At 64.1% G+C, this 17,758-nt stretch carries 17 protein-coding genes; 15 read left to right on the top strand and 2 right to left on the bottom strand.

Annotated features, from left to right (window positions below; translation table 11 throughout):
- Positions 1-101 precede the first annotated feature (101 nt).
- Both guaB and BLS52_RS00985 read left to right on the top strand, forming a co-directional pair.
- The gene (guaB, locus tag BLS52_RS00990) at positions 102-1,619 is read left to right on the top strand and encodes an IMP dehydrogenase (protein WP_090584482.1); all 1,518 of its coding nucleotides are present in this window, start codon (positions 102-104) and stop codon (positions 1,617-1,619) included.
- Positions 1,620-1,955: 336 nt separating this feature from the next.
- Positions 1,956-2,753, top strand: coding sequence for a DctP family TRAP transporter solute-binding subunit (locus BLS52_RS00985; protein ID WP_090584186.1), 798 nt, complete (start codon positions 1,956-1,958; stop codon positions 2,751-2,753).
- A 79-nt stretch (positions 2,754-2,832) separates the two neighbouring features.
- On the opposite strand, the gene BLS52_RS00980 is transcribed toward BLS52_RS00985, so the two are convergent.
- Positions 2,833-3,087 carry a type 2 periplasmic-binding domain-containing protein gene (locus BLS52_RS00980; RefSeq protein ID WP_217636712.1) on the bottom strand — a complete coding sequence of 85 codons (255 nt, stop codon included), beginning with the start codon at positions 3,085-3,087 and terminating at the stop codon, positions 2,833-2,835.
- Here BLS52_RS00980 and BLS52_RS00975 point away from each other — a divergent pair.
- The 13 genes from BLS52_RS00975 to BLS52_RS00915 all read left to right on the top strand — a co-directional run bounded on the left by BLS52_RS00975 (position 3,077) and on the right by BLS52_RS00915 (position 15,909).
- Entirely contained in the window at positions 3,077-3,586 is a 510-nt protein-coding gene (locus BLS52_RS00975; protein ID WP_217636711.1) for a TRAP transporter small permease, read from the top strand. The two genes, BLS52_RS00980 and BLS52_RS00975, sit on opposite strands and share 11 nt — an antisense overlap.
- Positions 3,587-4,861 (top strand): TRAP transporter large permease, encoded by a 1,275-nt coding sequence (locus BLS52_RS00970; RefSeq protein WP_090584183.1) that lies wholly within the window; start codon positions 3,587-3,589, stop codon positions 4,859-4,861.
- 44 nt (positions 4,862-4,905) lie between these two features.
- The gene (locus BLS52_RS00965; RefSeq protein ID WP_090584182.1) at positions 4,906-5,865 is read left to right on the top strand and encodes a 3-hydroxyacyl-CoA dehydrogenase family protein; all 960 of its coding nucleotides are present in this window, start codon (positions 4,906-4,908) and stop codon (positions 5,863-5,865) included.
- A gap of 9 nt (positions 5,866-5,874) precedes the next feature.
- On the top strand, positions 5,875-6,672 hold the full coding sequence (locus tag BLS52_RS00960; RefSeq protein ID WP_090584181.1) for an SDR family NAD(P)-dependent oxidoreductase: 798 nt from the start codon (positions 5,875-5,877) through the stop codon (positions 6,670-6,672).
- Positions 6,673-6,799: 127 nt separating this feature from the next.
- Complete coding sequence (locus BLS52_RS00955) at positions 6,800-7,837, top strand: LacI family DNA-binding transcriptional regulator (protein ID WP_090584180.1); 1,038 nt, start codon at positions 6,800-6,802, stop codon at positions 7,835-7,837.
- Between the two features lie 41 nt (positions 7,838-7,878).
- Positions 7,879-8,643, top strand: coding sequence for an SDR family oxidoreductase (locus tag BLS52_RS00950; RefSeq protein WP_090584179.1), 765 nt, complete (start codon positions 7,879-7,881; stop codon positions 8,641-8,643).
- An 18-nt stretch (positions 8,644-8,661) separates the two neighbouring features.
- On the top strand, positions 8,662-9,594 hold the full coding sequence (gene kce, locus BLS52_RS00945; RefSeq protein ID WP_090584178.1) for a 3,5-dioxohexanoate:acetyl-CoA acetone transferase: 933 nt from the start codon (positions 8,662-8,664) through the stop codon (positions 9,592-9,594).
- 32 nt (positions 9,595-9,626) lie between these two features.
- Positions 9,627-10,409: a CoA transferase subunit A gene (locus BLS52_RS00940; protein ID WP_090584177.1), complete on the top strand. Its 783-nt coding sequence runs from the start codon at positions 9,627-9,629 to the stop codon at positions 10,407-10,409.
- Positions 10,409-11,089 carry a CoA transferase subunit B gene (locus tag BLS52_RS00935; protein WP_090584176.1) on the top strand — a complete coding sequence of 227 codons (681 nt, stop codon included), beginning with the start codon at positions 10,409-10,411 and terminating at the stop codon, positions 11,087-11,089. Before BLS52_RS00940 ends, BLS52_RS00935 begins: the two co-directional genes overlap by 1 nt.
- Before the next feature lie 87 nt (positions 11,090-11,176).
- Positions 11,177-12,397 (top strand): acetyl-CoA C-acetyltransferase, encoded by a 1,221-nt coding sequence (locus BLS52_RS00930; protein ID WP_090584481.1) that lies wholly within the window; start codon positions 11,177-11,179, stop codon positions 12,395-12,397.
- 21 nt (positions 12,398-12,418) lie between these two features.
- Positions 12,419-13,558 (top strand): GuaB3 family IMP dehydrogenase-related protein, encoded by a 1,140-nt coding sequence (locus tag BLS52_RS00925; protein WP_026545964.1) that lies wholly within the window; start codon positions 12,419-12,421, stop codon positions 13,556-13,558.
- A gap of 50 nt (positions 13,559-13,608) precedes the next feature.
- Positions 13,609-15,333, top strand: a complete 1,725-nt coding sequence (locus tag BLS52_RS00920) for a glycerol-3-phosphate dehydrogenase/oxidase (protein WP_090584175.1) — start codon at positions 13,609-13,611, stop codon at positions 15,331-15,333.
- A 90-nt stretch (positions 15,334-15,423) separates the two neighbouring features.
- The gene (locus BLS52_RS00915) at positions 15,424-15,909 is read left to right on the top strand and encodes a PTS sugar transporter subunit IIA (protein ID WP_026545966.1); all 486 of its coding nucleotides are present in this window, start codon (positions 15,424-15,426) and stop codon (positions 15,907-15,909) included.
- A 75-nt stretch (positions 15,910-15,984) separates the two neighbouring features.
- Here BLS52_RS00915 and BLS52_RS00910 read toward each other — a convergent pair whose 3' ends face one another.
- Entirely contained in the window at positions 15,985-17,643 is a 1,659-nt protein-coding gene (locus BLS52_RS00910; RefSeq protein ID WP_245702641.1) for an ABC transporter ATP-binding protein, read from the bottom strand.
- Between the last annotated feature and the right edge of the window lie 115 nt (positions 17,644-17,758).

The raw sequence follows: 17,758 nt of genomic DNA, 5'->3' as shown, positions 1-17,758 counted from the left end.
CTGCACGGCATTCGTTCTACGATAGAAGCCGGAAAGCGCTGGTCCACCGCACCGGCGATCACTCCAAGCATCCCCCCGAAAGAGGCGCCGCGTTGAGCGAACTGTCGAACGTATCACCGTCCCACGATCCCTTCGGCTTTGTCGGGCTGACCTACGACGACGTCCTGCTCCTTCCCGGACACACCGACGTCATCCCCTCGGAGGCGGACACCAGCTCGCGGGTCTCGAAGCGGATCACCGTCCAGACCCCCCTGCTGTCTTCCGCCATGGACACCGTCACCGAAGCACGCATGGCCGTCGCCATGGCACGCCAGGGCGGCCTCGGCGTGATCCACCGCAACCTCTCCATCGCTGATCAGGCCGAGCAGGTGGACCGCGTCAAGCGCAGCGAGTCCGGCATGATCACCAACCCGGTCACCATCGGCCCCGACGCCACGCTCCGCGAACTCGATGACCTCTGCGGCCACTACCGCGTCTCGGGCCTTCCCGTGGTCGACGGCGAGGGCAGGCTCCTCGGCATCGTCACCAACCGCGACACCCGCTTCGTCTCGGAGTCCGAGTTCGGGCATCGGCTGGTCCGCGAAGTGATGACCCCCATGCCGCTGGTCACCGGCCACGTGGGTATCAGCGGAGAGGACGCCATCGGCCTCCTCGGCAAGAACAAGATCGAAAAGCTCCCCCTGGTTGATGAAAACGGCATCCTCCGCGGTCTCATCACGGTTAAGGACTTCACCAAGGCGGAACAGTATCCGCTGTCCACCAAGGATGACGAGGGCCGCCTCCGCGTCGGAGCTGCCATCGGTTTCTTCGGCGACGGCTGGGAGCGGGCCATGACACTGGTCGACGCCGGTGTGGACGCGCTTTTCGTCGACACCGCCAACGGGCACAGCGCCGGTGTCCTCGACATGATCGCCCGCCTCAAAGCAGAGAAGGCGGCCTCCCATGTGGATATCATCGGCGGCCAGGCCGCAACCCGCGAGGGCGCCCAGGCCCTGATCGACGCGGGCGCTGACGGCATCAAGGTGGGCGTGGGCCCCGGTTCCATCTGCACCACCCGCGTGGTGGCCGGCGTCGGCGTCCCGCAGGTGACCGCCATCTACGAATCCGCCAAGGCCGCCATCCCCGCCGGCGTCCCGCTGATCGCCGACGGTGGCCTGCAGTACTCCGGGGATATCGGCAAGGCCCTGGTGTCCGGCGCGGACACCGTCATGCTGGGTTCCCTGCTGGCGGGTTCGGCGGAAGCACCCGGCGAGCTCATCTTCGTCAACGGGAAGCAGTACAAGACCTACCGGGGCATGGGTTCGCTCGGCGCAATGCAGACCCGCGGCAAGAACACCTCCTACTCCAAGGACCGCTACTTCCAGGCCGACGTCACCGGTGATGACAAGCTCATCCCCGAAGGCGTCGAAGGCCGTGTGGCCTACCGCGGGCCGCTTTCCTCGGTGGCTTACCAGCTGGTCGGGGGCCTGCGCCAGACCATGTTCTACACCGGAGCCCGTTCCATCCCGGAACTCAAGGCGAAGGGCAAGTTTGTCCGGATCACCTCCGCAGGCCTCAAGGAATCCCACCCCCACGACATCCAGATGACCGTGGAGGCCCCGAACTATGGTTCAAAATAGGCTCTGTGTTCAGTGCTGATTAAGTGAACTCTCCATAGGTCAACGTTCACCCCGCCGTACGTCCGTTAAGTCCTCATAAAGGCTCGCGCCCAGCCACGCCCCTCCCGCCGGTTCGCCCTCTGGCGGGATTTCGACGTGTCCCGGTGAATAATTTGTGGACAGGACGCGCTTCGTTATGCATACGTAACCATATCCGGCGGAGTCCGCCGCGACTTAATGTTGCTTAACACATTGCGCACCTCATAGTGTTCCTGACTGTGCCGGCGATGTGACGCAGCTTACGTGTCAGGACCGCAGGCCCCGACGGACAATTCACCCAACGGAGGGCACAGGATCATGCAGAAGAAATTTGGAAAGAGGGCTCTCGCGGCGCTCGGTCTCGGACTGGGTGTGGCGCTAGCGGTCGCCGGATGCGGTGGGGCGGCCGGTAGTCAGAATGCCGAACCATACACCGGAACGCTCGACATGAGCCTGCCGCTCGGAGAGGGCTCTCACCAGCACGTTGGAGTGAAGGCCTTCGGCGACAAGCTCGAAGAACTCACCGACGGTCGGATCAAAGTCAAGTACCACTACAACAACGCACTGGGCGGCGAGCGCGAGGTGGTCGAGGGCATGTCCATCGACTCCATTGACATGGGCATAAGCTCTACTGGGCCTATCGGCGGATTCGCTCCTGAGTTCTTCCTTTTCGACCTGCCGTACCTGATAGACAGCCCCGAGCACGCGTACGCCGTGCTGGACAGCGAAATCGGGGAGGATCTGGCCAAGTCCCTAGAAGAAGCCGCCAACGTGAAGATTCTGGCGTGGATGGAAAATGGCTTTCGGCACGAGACCAACAGCGTTCGCCCGATCAACACACCGGAGGACCTGAACGGCATTAAGCATCGCACCCAGGAAAGCGAAGTCCAAGTGGATACCTGGACCGCGCTAGGGGCCAACGCCACTCCGATGGCATGGCCGGAGGTCTACACCGCGCTCCAGCAAGGCGTGATGGAAAGCCAGGAGAACCCATTGCCGACCATCTACGACGTGAAGTTCTACGAGGTGCAGGACTACCTCAACATGACCCAGCACGTCTACTCACCGGCGCCGATGATGATGAGCAAGAAGCTCTTCGACTCCTTCCCGCCGTAGCGACTTCTTCACGTTTGCTCCTTTATGCACTGCGACAGCGGCGGGGCCCCGATGGAGCTCCCGCCGCTGAGGTAGAGGTCTAGTACTGGAAGTTCTTGACCTTGTCGACGAGTTCCTGGCCGATCTCCGGGGCCCACTTCTCGTAGACGGGCTCGACGGCCTTGCGGAACGGTTCGAGGTCCGGCTCTGTCAGTTCCATGCCTTCCTCGACGAGCTTCTTCTTCATCTCTGCTTCTTGGTCCTGGCTCGCCTGCCGCTGGATCGGGAGCGCGTACTCTGCAGCTTCCAGGATGGCCTGCTGGTCTTCCTCGGATGTCCGCATTATGGATGCCATCAACCACACCGTGGGAGTAGTCCTCGCGCTCATGCTAGCCATCATGACCGTGCTCATCACCTGGCAGGTATTTGCCCGTTTCGTGGTGGGCGACTCGCTGACCTTCTCCGAAGAGGTCTCACGGTTCCTCATGATCTGGCTGACACTCCTTGGAGCGGCCTACGCCGTCCGGCGGGGGACTCTCCTGGCCGTCGAGATCTTACCGGATCTGCTGAAAGGCCTTGCCTGGAAAGTGGTCAAGATCGCCGCACACGCGTTGTCACTGGTCTTCTACATCATCCTCATCGTCTACGGATGGGAAATCGCCTCCACGGTGTCCTACCAGAGGGCACCGGCAACCGGTGTCTCCATGATGTGGCCCATGCTCGCGCTGTCTGTTGGCGGCCTATTGATGCTGCTGAACACGTTCGTCCTGATGATTGAGGAACTCGCCCCGGACATCCAGGGCACCGAACATGCGCCGAAGGGCCTTGAGGGCATCACGGAAGGGGAAATCTAAATGGGCGGCCTTCTCTTTGGCGCTGTCGTAGTCTGTTTCGCGTTGGGGGTCCCGATCGCTGTCGCGCTCGGCCTCGCCACAGCGCTGACCGCTGTGGTGGGCGACACCTTTGGTCTTGAAGTGGTTCCGCAGCAGATCTTCAATTCCATGAACTCCTTCCCCCTGATGGCTATCCCCTTCTTCATTCTCGCCGGCTATCTCATGCAGTCCGGCGGAATCTCGGAGAAGCTCATTCAGTTTGCCAGCGCCATCGTGGGTCACATCACCGGCGGACTTGCAATGGTGGTAGTGGTGACGTCGATGTTCTTCGCTGCGATCTCCGGCTCTGGCGCCGCAACAACGGCGGCCATCGGCTCTATCATGATTCCCGCCATGGTCGCACGGGGCTACAGCGACAGGTTCGCCAGCGCCAACCAGGCGGTTTCCGGAGCGCTCGGTATCATCATTCCGCCCAGCATCCCACTGATCCTGTACGCGATTGCAGCGAAGGTTTCCGTCGGGGACATGTTCATAGCGGGCATCCTGCCCGGGCTCTTTGTCACGGCATCGCTACTGATCGCCGCCTACGTTGTATCTAAGAAGCGCGGTTACAAGGGCGTGGAGCGTACTGACTTCAAGGGACTACTGCGTTCATTCCGCGGGGCGCTCCTCGCGCTGTTGATGCCCGTGATCGTTCTGGGCGGGATTTACGGAGGCGTCTTCACACCCACCGAGGCCGCCGTCGTGGCAGTTGCCTACTCGCTGGTCGTCGGCATGCTCGTGTACCGGAAGATCAAGCTCTGTGAACTTCTGGGCATCTTCAGCAAGTCGGCTGTTACTACGGCAATTGTCATGATCGTGATCGGCACCGCGGGGCTCTTCGGATTCCTGATCAACCGACTGGGGATCCCCACCCAAATCTCCAACATGTTCGCCGAGGCCAACATGAACGTTGCTGTCTTCATCATTGTGGTGAACGTTGTGCTCCTGCTCACCGGCATGTTCATCGAAGCAGCAGCGGCGATTCTGATCCTCGTCCCCATCCTGCTTCCGGTGGCAACCGGCCTGGGGATCGATCCGGTGCACTTCGGCATCATCATGGTTGTGAACCTGGCGATCGGGCTTATTACGCCTCCGGTTGGCATCAACCTCTTCGTGGCGTCGCAGATCTCAAACCTGAAAATTGCGGTGCTGTCGCGGGCGATCATTCCGTTCGTAGCCATCCTTTTCGTCGATGTGCTGATCCTGAGCTTCATCCCGGCCATCTCGACCTGGCTGCCCCAGGTCCTCAAATAGATCCATGTACCAGCGGCCCCGGTCGCATTACGGAAGGGCACGTCATGACGGTACAGATCAACAGCGCAGCCATTATCGGCGGGGGCTACATGGGCGGGGGTATGGCCCAGTCCCTGGCGCTTTCGGGGGTGTGCTGCAAGATCGCTGATATCGACGCCGAAGCGGCCCGTAAATCGGTGGACCGCCTGGTCGAGGAAGGCCGGCGGTACGAGGGGGAGGGGCTGTTCCCCTCCGGCGCCGGTGAGCTGCTGGAGAGCAACCTGCGCGCCGCGCACTCGCTCGCGGACGCGGTTGACGACGTCGATTACGTCGCCGAGGTTGTCCCGGAACGGCTGGAGCTGAAGCAATCAGTCATCGGGCAGATCAGTGCGGCGGCTAAGTCCGGCACGATCATCGGCAGCAATACCTCCGCAATTCCTATCTCTACCCTGGCTGAATCTTCCGCCGAACCGGAGAATTTCCTCGGTGTGCACTGGATGAACCCGTCCTACTTTGTACCCTCGGTGGAAATTATCCCCACGGTGAGTACCTCGGCTGGTGCGGTGGAAGCGGTGGAGAAGCTGCTCGGGCGGGCCGGCAAGGTAGCCACGCAAGTGAGCGATTCCGCCGGCTTCGTTGCCAACCGCCTGCAGTTCGCCCTGTATCAGGAGGCGGTGCGGATGGTTGAGGAGGGACTTGCCGACCCGGCCCAGATTGATGAAGTGGTGAGCAACTCCTTCGGATTCCGGCTGGCGGTGTTCGGGCCGTTTGCTATCGCAGATATTGCCGGACTCGATGTCTATGAGGGTGCATTCCGCAGCATGGAGGCCGCCTACGGTGAGCGTTTCGCGGCTCCGTCCCTGCTTCGGGAAAAGGTGGCTGCCGGGCAGCTGGGCATGAAGAGCGGCCAGGGTTTCCTCGCGATGGATCCGGCACAGGCCGGAGGGCTCGCGAAGTACCGCGACCGTGCCTATGCCGAGCTGGGGGCGCTGAAGCAGCGCCTGGGCAACCCACCGATCGACTAGGACGAGGCCATGAACTCTGCGAATGGGACGGCCCTGATCAACGTGCTTGCCACCGGACTTGCGAACCGTACGTTCCTGATTTCCGGAGGGTCGCGGGGTATTGGCGAGAATGTAGCCCTCGAACTCGCCAGGATCGGGGCCTCCGTGGCCATAGCCGGGCGGAACGGGCTCGCGGTCGAAGAAGCGGTGGGGCGTCTTCGTGCGCAGTCCCTGGCACCGGACCGGATTCTGGGAATCACCGCCGATGTGGCCTCCGCGGCGGACATCGAACGCATGGTGCACAGCGCGCACAGCCATTTCGGTGCACTCGACGTGCTGGTGAACTGCGCCGGGATCAACATCCGCACTCCGGCGCTTGAAGTGACCGAATCTGAATGGGATTCGGTAATGAACGTTAATCTCAGAGGGGCCTTCTTCACCTCCCAAGCTTTTGCGCGGGCGCTCGGCGCGAACGGCATGGGGAAGATCATCAACGTGTCGTCCCGGTACGGGCACGTCGGTTCGCCTACGCGCGTCGCCTACTGTTCCAGCAAGGGTGGGCTGGAACTGATGACAAAAACCCTTGCCGTTGAATGGGCTCCACGGATTCTCGTCAACAGCGTCTGCCCCACCTTCATTGAGACGGGATTGACCCAGTCCTTGCTGGCACAGCCAGAGACCAGGCGGAGTCTTCTCGACCGGATACCAATGCACCGCTTCGGAACCCTAGGCGACGTTACCGGTGCCATTCTCTACCTCGCCTCCGGTTGGTCCAACATGGTCACTGGTACGGCCATGATGGTCGACGGAGGATGGACTGCGTCCTAAGGAACCGGGATGGAGAAAACAAACGGCCAGCGACCTCTTCACCTTAAGTACAGATTAACGTTGCTTAACAAATAGACGCTGATATGTAATAAAATCCGCAACTTCACGAGGAGGAAAGGAGACCCGGATGAGTGCTGGACCAATCGCCGGGCGGCCTGTGCCCGTCTCGGCTGCAGCCGTCGCCCGTGCTGCCGGCGTATCCACGGCCACCGTCTCCTATGTCATGAACGGGAAGGGTGGTGTGTCGGTGGAAACCCGCCGGCACATTATCGGGATAGCCAACGAACTCGGATTCCGGCCGCGCGGCGCCAACGGTGTACCGGACGTCCAGCAAACCCGGGTAATCGGCCTGGTCCTGCCGAACATCATCAATCCAATGTTTCCACGCTGGGCGCAGGGCATCATCACAGCCGCCGCAGAGGCGGGCTATGAGGTTTTCGTGGCCACCACCCAGGACGATCCCGATGTGCTGAACCAGGTGGCCGTAACAATGGCCGCACGGAATGTGGACGGCGTCATTCTCGCCGCCGCGTTCAGCGAGGATGCCACGGCCATGCGTACCCTGCGGACCGCCCGCATTCCGTACGTCTATCTGTCCCGGCGGTCGCACTTCCTGGAGGGGGACTTCGTCGGCATCGATGACGACGCCGCCGGGATCCTGCTGATGGAGCACGTCCTCAGCCACGGCTACACGGAAATCGCAACGGTCATCGGTCCGCGGTTCTCCACGGCCTCCCTTGCCCGGGAACACGCCTTTGTCCGGACCGCCGCGAAAGCCGGCATCGCCATCGGCGGCGAACGTAAGATCAGCACGCGTCTCAACAATGAAGGCGGTCAGATCGCAGCCGAGCGGCTTTTCGCCGGCAAGCCTCCTCAGGCCGCGGTCTGCGGCAGTGACGAAATCGCCATCGGCATCATGCAGTATGCCCTGGCACATGGCATACGCGTCCCCGATGACCTGGCCGTCGTCGGATCGGACGGGCTGCCATTCAGCCGCTCGGAACTCATTAATCTCACCACCATCGTGCAACCGCAGCAGGAGATGGCCAATGAAGCATTCGCCATGCTGCTTGACCGTATTAACTCCTCCTCTGATACCTACACTTCCCGCATCTGCGCACACCGCCTGCATATCGGTCGGACCTGCGGATGCACCCCGTCCTGACGGGTTACTGACCATCGACACACATGCCGGAAGGACTTTTCATGGATTTCTCGGGTAGACGGGTCCTTGTGACCGCCGGGGCAAACGGTATCGGACAGGCCATCGCTACCGGCTTCCGCGAGCACGGCGCGCAGGTATTCGTTACGGATATCGACTCCCGCCAGGTCACGGCGGCCCAGGCGGCGGGCTTCAGTGCCAGCGTCTCGGACGCTTCGGACGAGGCACAGGTCAGCTCGCTGATGGACAGCGTGGAACAGGAGTTCGGTGGACTCGACGTCCTGGTGAACAACGCCGGCATCGCAGGCCCCACCGGCCCGGTGGAAACGCTGGACGCCGCGGATTGGACGCGCACATTCGATGTCAATATCCATGGCCAGTTCTACTGCGTCAAGCACGCGCTGCCGCTGCTACGCCGGGGCACGGAGCCGACCATCATTAATCTCTCCTCCGCTGCCGGACGGCTCGGGATGGCCGGACGTAGCGCCTACTCGGCCTCCAAATGGGCTGTAATCGGCTTCACCAAAACGCTGGCGATTGAACTGGGCCCGGAAGGCATCCGCACCAACGCGATCTGCCCCGGTGCCGTGAACGGTCCGCGCATTCAGGCCGTTATCGACGCGAAAGCCGCCATGCTGGGCGCTGATCCGGCGGAGGTTGAAGCCCTGTACAACAACCAGTCCTCGCTGGGCAGGCTCATCGAGGCGGAGGACGTCGCCAACATGGCGCTCTTCCTGGCCAGTGGGATGGCCGGCAACGTCAACGGCCAGGCGCTGGCCGTCGACGGCAACACCGAAAAACTCTACTAAACCCTCGAAGGATTCCCCATGGCTGCCATTCGCAAGGTCATCATCACCAGCGCCGTTACCGGCGCTATCCACACACCCTCCATGTCTCCACACCTGCCAGTCTCGGCGTCGGAAATAGCAGACGCCGCGATCGGTGCAGCGGAGGCCGGCGCCGCCATCGTGCACATGCACGCCCGGGACCCGAAGGACGGCCGTCCATCGCAGAACCCGGACCACTTTGCGCCGATCCTCGAGAAGTTGAAATCAAACACGAATGCGGTCATCAACATCACCACGGGCGGTTCGCCGCACATGACCGTGGAGGAGCGCATGCGCCCTGTAGCCGCATTCAAACCCGAACTGGCCTCGCTCAACATGGGTTCGATGAATTTTGGGCTCTACCCGATGCTGGACAGGTACCGGGATTTCCAGCATGAGTGGGAGCGGGAAGCCCTTGAAAAGAGCCGTGATCTGGTCTTCAAGAATACGTTCCAGGACATCCAGACCATCCTTGAAATCGGGAACGGAAACCGCACACGGTTCGAGTTCGAATGCTACGACATCTCGCATCTGAATAATCTGGCACACTTCCACGGTGGCGGCCTCGCGCAGGGACCCCTCTTCGTACAGTCAGTCTTCGGACTGCTGGGCGGAATCGGTGCGCACCCGGAGGATCTGATGCACATGCGCCGCACCGCGGACCGGTTGCTCGGCGACCAATACGAATGGTCCATCCTCGGCGCGGGGAAGAACCAGATCCCGCTCGCCACGATCGGCGCCGCCATGGGGTCGCACGTCCGGGTTGGGCTGGAGGACTCGCTGTGGATTGCGCCGGGCCAGCTGGCAAAGACCAACGCCGAACAGGTCACGCGTATCCGCACCATCCTCGAGGCGCTCAACTTCGAGATCGCCACCCCGGATGAGGCACGCGAAATGCTGCAGCTCAAGGGCCGCGACAATGTCGGGTTCTAGCCGGCATCCGCTCAACAGAGGACTCTGATTCCATGGACAAGACAGTCACCTCAGCGCGGGAAGCCGTAGCGGACATCCCGGCAGGAGCATCCCTGGCCGTAGGAGGCTTTGGTCTCTGCGGCATCCCCAGCGTGCTGATTCAGGCCCTCCGCGAGCAGGGCAGCGGCGACCTCGAAGTGATCTCCAACAATTGCGGCGTAGACGACTGGGGGCTCGGGCTCCTGCTGCAGGACGGCCGGTTCCGGCGCGTGGTCGCCTCCTACGTCGGGGAGAACAAGGAATTTGCCCGCCAGTATCTGGCCGGGGAACTCGAGGTTGAACTGACACCGCAGGGCACCCTCGCCGAGCGCCTGCGCGCTGGCGGCTCCGGGATTCCGGCGTTCTTCACGGCCACCGGGGTCGGCACCCAGATCGCCGAGGGCGGGCTGCCCTGGAAGTACGATTTCGAAGGAGGGGTTGCCGTCGCCTCGCCTCCCAAAAGAACGGAGGAATTCGAGCTGGGCCGTTCTGTCGGGACATTCGTTCTCGAGAAGGCGATCGTGGCCGATTTTGCTCTCGTCCGCGCAGCCAGGGGAGACCGGCATGGGAACCTCGTTTTCCACAGTGCCGCACGCAACTTCAATCCGCTGTGCGCCATGGCGGGGGTGGTCACTATTGCTGAAGTCGAGGAACTGGTGGAACCGGGTGACCTTGACCCCGACCAGATCCACCTGCCCGGTGTCTACGTGCATCGGGTTGTGCCGCTGACTCCTGCCGAAGCTGCGGAGAAGCGGATTGAGAAGCGCACCACCCGCACCGGAACGGAGCAGAACTAATGGTCGAGGCAACAAACCGGACGGGTTGGGACCGCGAGCAGATGGCAGCGCGGGCCGCACTGGAACTCAGCGACGGCAGCTACGTCAATCTCGGGATCGGGATGCCCACTCTGGTACCCAACCACGTGCCCGACGACGTCGAGATCGTCCTGCAGTCCGAAAATGGCCTGCTGGGCCTGGGCGCCTACCCGCTTGATGGTGAGGTGGACCCCGACCTTATCAATGCGGGGAAGGAGACCGTGACGTTGCGGCGCGGTGCCTCTGTTTTCGACTCCGCCACCAGCTTCGGCATGATCCGCGGCGGCAAGATCGACGCCGCTATCCTCGGCGCAATGCAGGTGTCCACACGTGGCGACCTTGCCAACTGGACCATTCCCGGAAAGATGATCAAGGGCATGGGCGGTGCGATGGATCTGGTTCACGGGGCGCGCCGGGTGATTGTGCTGATGGACCACACCGCCCGTGATGGGAGCCCCAAAATCGTATGCGAATGTTCCCTCCCGTACACGGGCCGGGAGGTGGTGGACCGCATCATCACCGATCTTGCCGTCATCGACATCGTTCCCGGCAAAGGGCTCATCCTGCGGGAGTTGGCGCCCGGCGTCACGGTGGAGGATGTAGCGGCGGCCACCGAGCCGGAACTGGCAGTCGACCCCCGGCTCGCTGTATCGAGCATCTGAAGACGCCGGTTTCACGGCCGCCAGCCATCCCCTGTGAAGAGCACGAATGACTGTGAAGAGGAAGTACCTGTGAAGAGCACCAGCGACATGGCATTGAACCGCCCGGTTCAACCGGAGGAGCGAACCGTGATCCTCGGCGGCGCACGCACCCCGTTCGGCAAGCTGCTTGGCTCGCTGTCGGGCTTTTCCGCTGCCGAGCTCGGCGGGATCGCCATCCGGGCAGCACTGGAAAACGCCGGCGTGGACGCCGCCGCCGTCGACCATGTGATCATGGGTCAGGTGCTTGCTGCCGGAGCGGGCCAGATCCCGGCACGCCAAGCGGCGGCAGCGGCGGGCATCGGGATGGACGTGCCGGCGACCAACGTGAATAAGGTGTGCCTGTCGGGCATCGCCGCCATCGCGGACGCGGACCGGATGATCCGCACGGGTGAGGCGGACGTCGTCGTCGCCGGCGGAATGGAATCGATGTCCCAGGCCCCGCATCTGATACCGGGGTCCCGTACCGGGAGCCGCTACGGAAACTTCACCGTGGTTGATTCGATGAACCATGACGGACTATGGGATGCCTTCACCGACCAGTCCATGGGTGCGCTGACCGATGCCGCCAACCGCGGTGGCGGCGGCTACACCCGCGAACAGCAGGACGCCTACGCGGTAATGAGCCACCAGCGCGCGTATGCCGCCCGCAAAAACGGTACGTTCGATGGCGAGATCGTCCCGGTGGAGGTTCCGCAGCGCCGCGGTGAGCCGCTGCGGGTGACCGAGGACGAAACCGTGCGCGAGGACATCAACCCGGAAACCCTCGCGAAGCTCAAGCCCGCGTTCGGCCCGGATGGCACAATCACCGCCGGCAGCGCTTCCCCGATCTCCGACGGGGCGGCCGCGCTGGTCCTGATGCGACGCAGCCGGGCGGAGGAGTTGGGGCTGGACTGGATTGCTGAAGTGGGCGCCTACGCTTCCGTGGCCGGACCGGACTCCACCCTTCAGCAGCAGCCTGCCCGGGCAATCGAACGCGCAGCCAGGAAGGAGGGGATGGCCCCGGCAGACTTCGATGTAATCGAGATCAATGAGGCCTTCTCAGCCGTCGCATTGGCGAGCACCGACGCACTCGGCGTCTCCGCAGCGAAGGTAAACGTCAACGGGGGTGCAATTGCCCTGGGCCACCCGATCGGTGCCTCGGGAGCACGTGTGGTGCTCCATACGGCACTGGAACTCTCGCGGCGCGGCGGGGGCGTCGGTGTTGCAGCTCTCTGTGGTGGCGGTGGACAAGGAGACGCCCTGGTGGTGCATGTAAGCAGCGCCCGTTAGACGCTGGGATAACCTAGACCAGTGACTTACGAGATTGAGATCGGACGAGGCAAACGCGGACGCAGGGCGTACTCCCTCGATGACATTGCGGTGGTCCCATCCCGCCGCACACGCGACCCGCGAGACGTCTCCGTCCAGTGGCAGATCGACGCCTACCAGTTCGAGATGCCGGTCATCGCCGCTCCGATGGATTCGGCCATGTCCCCGGCCACAGCGATCGCGATGGGCAAGCTCGGAGGCCTGGGCGTCCTCAACCTCGAAGGCCTCTGGACCCGTTATGAGGATCCGGCACCGATCCTCGAGGAGATCGCCGGGCTCTCCACGGAGAACTTCAGCCCCGCAGCAACCCGGCGCATGCAGGAGCTCTACGAAGCGCCCATCCAGGCTGAGCTGATCACCAGCCGCCTGGCCGAAATGCGCGACGCCGGTGTGACAGTTGCCGGGTCCCTGACCCCCCAGCGCACCCAGGAGTTCTACAAGACCGTCCTCGCCGCCGGCGTCGACATCTTCATCATCCGCGGCACCACGGTCTCCGCCGAGCACGTCTCCAGGAACGAGGAACCGCTCAACCTCAAGCAGTTCATCTATGAACTCGACGTCCCGGTCATTGTGGGCGGCGCAGCCGGCTACACACCAGCCCTGCACCTGATGCGCACCGGGGCGGCCGGCGTCCTGGTCGGCTTCGGCGGCGGAGCAACGACGACGACGCGGCGCGCTCTGGGCATCCACTCACCGATGGCGTCGGCCATCTCGGATGTGGCTGCTGCACGCCGCGACTACCTGGATGAGTCCGGCGGGCGCTACGTGCACGTCATTGCGGACGGCGGCATGGGAGCCAGCGGTGACATCGTCAAGGCCATCGCCGTCGGAGCCGACGCCGTCATGCTCGGGTCAGCGCTGGCCCGCGCCGAGGAAGCGCCCGGCAAGGGCTGGCACTGGGGACAGGAAGCCCACCACAGCGAGATTCCCCGCGGCGACCGCGTGAACGTCGGTACGGTGGGGCCGCTCGAGGAAGTCCTCTGGGGCCCCTCGCACCACACCGACGGCAGCTCGAACATGATCGGTGCGCTCCGCCGCGCCATGGCGACTACGGGCTACTCGGATCTGAAGGAATTCCAGCGCGTGGAGGTCGTGCTCTCGCCCTACCTTTCCAACGGCTGATTGCTTAAGGTGGAGTGACCAATCCGCAACAACGAAGGTGGATAACGGCCATGACTAAAGGCGCCCTCAGCCCTCAGCAGCGCGAAGAAGCACTTGCCGCACTGAAGTCCACCGGCCAACCCGGCAGGGAACTGGACATCCTGATTGTGGGTGGCGGCGTCGTCGGCGTCGGATCCGCGCTGGATGCGGTGACGCGGGGACTGGACGTCGGGATCGTCGAGGCGCGTGACTGGGCGGCCGGCACATCATCCCGGTCATCCAAACTCATCCACGGCGGCCTGCGGTACCTCGAGATGTTGGACTTCGCCCTCGTCCAGGAAGCGCTCAAGGAACGGGGCCTCCTGATCCAGCGGATTGCGCCGCACCTGGTCCGGCCGGTGCCGTTCCTGTACCCGCTCAGCAAGCGTTTCATCGAGCGTCCCTACGTCGGCGCGGGCATTCTGCTGTATGACACCATGGGCATGACCTCCGGCAACTCCCGCGGCGTCCCCATGCACAAGCACCTCACGCGCAGGGGAACGCTCCGTGCCGCCCCCAGCCTCAAGGAAGACGCCATGGTGGGGTCCATCCGCTACTACGATGCGCAGGTGGATGACGCCCGCTACGTGGTCAACATGATGCGCACCGCCGCCTCCTACGGTGCCAAGGCAGCAAACCGGGTCTCGGTGATCGACTTCCTCCGGGAAGGCGAGCGCGTCGTCGGGGCGCGGGTGAAGGACCAGGAAACGGGCGAGGAATTCAGCATCCGCGCCAAGCAGATCGTCAACGCCACCGGGGTCTGGACGGATGAAACCCAGGCCATGGTCACCGACCGCGGCCAGCTGAAGGTCCGCGCCTCCAAGGGCATCCACCTCGTGGTGCCGAGGGACCGGTTCCAGTCCACGGTGGGGCTCATCCTCCGCACCGAAAAGTCCGTACTGTTCGTCATCCCCTGGGGGCGGCACTGGATCATCGGCACCACTGACACCGACTGGGACCTGGACAAGGCGCATCCGGCGGCATCGTCGTCGGACATCGACTACATCCTCGAACACGTCAACAAGGTGGTGAAGCGGCCGCTGACCCGGGAGGACGTGGAGGGTGTCTACGCGGGACTGAGGCCGCTGCTGGCCGGGGAGAACGACTCCACGGCGAAGCTCTCACGCGAGCATGTGGTGGCCCACCCGGTTCCCGGCCTGGTGGTGGTGGCGGGCGGCAAATGGACCACCTACCGCGTCATGGCCAAGGACGCCGTGGACGAGGCCTCGCGCGCCCTCGACGAGCGGGTGCCGGAAAGCTGCACGGAAACGGTGCCGCTGCTCGGGGCCGAGGGGTACAAGGCCGCCTGGAACAAGCGCGCCCGCCTCGCCGAAGACGCCGGCGTCCACGTGGCCCGCGTCGAGCATCTGCTGCAGCGCTACGGAACCCAGGCCGAACTGGTGCTCGATCTCATCCGCGACAACCCGGAACTCGCGGAGCCGCTTCCCGGCGCCGATGATTACCTGCGCGCGGAGGTGGTCTTCGCGACCACGCACGAAGACGCGCGCCACGTCGATGATGTCCTGACCCGCCGCACCCGCATCTCGATCGAGTCCTGGGACCGCGGAGTGTCGGCGGCCCCTGTCGTGGCGGAACTCATGGCCCCCCACCTGGGCTGGAGCGAGGCACAGGTTGACCGTGAGGTTAAGCACTACCTCGCGAGGGTGGAGGCTGAAAGGCTCAGCCAGCAGCAGCCCGACGACGTTTCCGCCGACAGCGCACGCATGGGTGTGGAAGACATCGTGCCGCTAAGCTAGGACCCGGATCGGTGCGCCGGTCAAGGCTCTGGCGCCCGGCGCACAGTTCCCGACGCACCAGTTCCCGTATTTCCCCGTGAGAGGCCGGTTGTGACACCCCTCGACCTGCATGATGCCGAATTGACCACCCCGCACATGGTGATCCTCGATATGGTGGCGGAGGACAAGGCCGACGCCGCATCCCAGCTGGCCGCCCGCCTGCACGAGTGCGGGCGGATCACCGACCTCGACGCCTTCCTCGCCCAGGTCAACTCCCGCGAACACCAGATGGCTACCGGCCTGCCCGGCGGCGTGGGCGTCCCGCATGCCCGCAGCGAGTACGTGCAGCAGACGTCGATCGCCGTCGGCGTCACCCGGTACGGGCACAGCCTCGACTTCGGTGCGCTGGACGGCCCCGCCACCCTGGTGCTGCTGATCGCCACACCCGCAGCCTCCTACTCCGAGCACCTCGAGGTTCTCGCCACGCTGGCGCGTTCCCTCTTCAAGGAGAACTTCCGCGAGTCACTGCGCCGGGCACATGATGCCGAGGTGATCAGCGAGCTCATCAACTCATCGCTGGTGTTCTTCGACCACTAACCCCCGGAAGTTTTGCGCACCTCTGGCGGCCCCAACGCCGGCGAAGCCGCCGGAGGTGCCCGAAAGTTCCGGGTCCTACTCGGTCCGCCACGACCGCCACAGAGCCGCGTACGAGCCGCCGAGTGCGAGCAGCTCGTCATGGGAGCCCAGCTCCGTGATGTTGCCGTTCTCCACCACGGCCACCCGGTCGGCGTCGTGCGCGGTATGCAGCCGGTGCGCGATCGCCACCACGGTCCGGCCCTCAAGCACGGCGCTGAGCGACCGCTCCAGGTCCCGCGCTGCCTGCGGATCAATCAGTGACGTTGCTTCATCGAGGACCAGCGTGTGGGGGTCCGCCAGGACGAGGCGCGCCAGCGCCACCTCCTGCGCCTGCGCGGGAGTCAGCTCGTAGGCCCCGGAACCGACCTCCGTGTCCAAGCCGTCCGGCAACGCGCGCGCCCAGCCCAGCGCACCGACGTCGTCCAGTGCCTTTTCAATCTCGGGCTCCGTGGCATCGGACTTCCCAAGCCGGATGTTGTCGGCGAGCGACCCCACGAACACATGGTGTTCCTGGGTCACCAGAGCAACCTCCCGGCGCAATGCGTCCAGCGGACGGTGCACCAAGGGCACGCCGCCGACGGTCACCGAACCTGACGTGGGCGGGTGAATTCCCGCGATGAGCCGGCCAAGGGTCGACTTCCCGGCACCGGACGGCCCGACCATGGCCAGCCGTTCGCCGCGCCGCAGCTGCAGGTCCACCCCGTGCAGTACGTCGTGGCCCTCGCGGTAGGCGTAACGGGCGCCGGAGACAGTGATGTCCTCGGAATCGGGCTCCTCTGCCGTGGCGGTCCGGTCGGCAGGAACACTCTTGATGCCGATGATCCGGGCCAGCGAGGCCGCACCCACCTGGATTTCATCGGTCCACATGATCAGAAGATCCACGGGATCGATCAGGCGGACGGCAAACAGGGCGACTGTCGCAACGGCTCCGGGCGTGACGGCGCCGGTGGAAGCGAGCCATCCGCCCCACAGGAGTACACCGGCGACCGGCAGCCAGAAGGCCGTATCCGCAGCCGGGAAGAGCACCGAACGCAGCCAGAGCGTGTACCGCTCCGCGGCGAAACTGCCGCGAAGTGCCTCGTCGAGGCGGTCGCGGCGCAGCGCACCGAGCCCAAGCGCGTCAACGGTCCGGGCGCCCTCGATGGTCTCCGTGATGGCACCGTTCACCACCGCATAACTCTCCCGCTCCGCCTTGTAGCCCGCGGAGCTGCGTTTGAGGTACCAGCGCGTCGCCGGGTACAGCAGCGGGACGCCCACCAGCAGCGCGAGGGAGAGCAGGGGAGAGGCGAGCACCGCAGCAGCGAGCGTGATGACGATGGTCACCACGGACACCACCACCTGCGGAACACCGAACCGGACAGTGTGCGAGACCGAATCCACGTCGTTCGTGGTCCGGGAGACCAGATCTCCCGTACCTGCCTTCTCCACCGTGGACAGCGGCAACGAGGTCACCTGTGCCATGAAGTCCTCGCGCAGCTCTGCGAAAACCGTTTCACCGAACACCATGCCGGCCCGGACTGCGAACTTGCGCAGCAGCGCCTGGACCACGAGGAACGCCAGCATCAGCAGTGACATGGCAGCGATGAACCCACTGGTTGTCCCGGCAACCACAGCGTCGACCACCTCGCCGAGGATGAACGGGCCCACCAGCCCTGCCGCTGCCGAGCCGACGTAGAGCAGCACAACCCTGCTCAAGCCGCCCCGGTGGCTGATTGTGTCAAGTATTTTTGGCCCCAGAGGGGCGATTGAAAGTGGCCCCAGGTTCACGGGACGTTGTTGTGGCTCTCGGGCTCGCGGGACGGTTTTCGCA

Origin of the sequence: Arthrobacter subterraneus, assembly GCF_900099735.1 — a bacterium.
In the GTDB taxonomy this organism is placed as follows: domain Bacteria; phylum Actinomycetota; class Actinomycetes; order Actinomycetales; family Micrococcaceae; genus Arthrobacter_D; species Arthrobacter_D subterraneus.
Note: the sequence above shows the minus strand (reverse complement) of the source record. Positions and strands in the feature narration are given on the sequence as shown.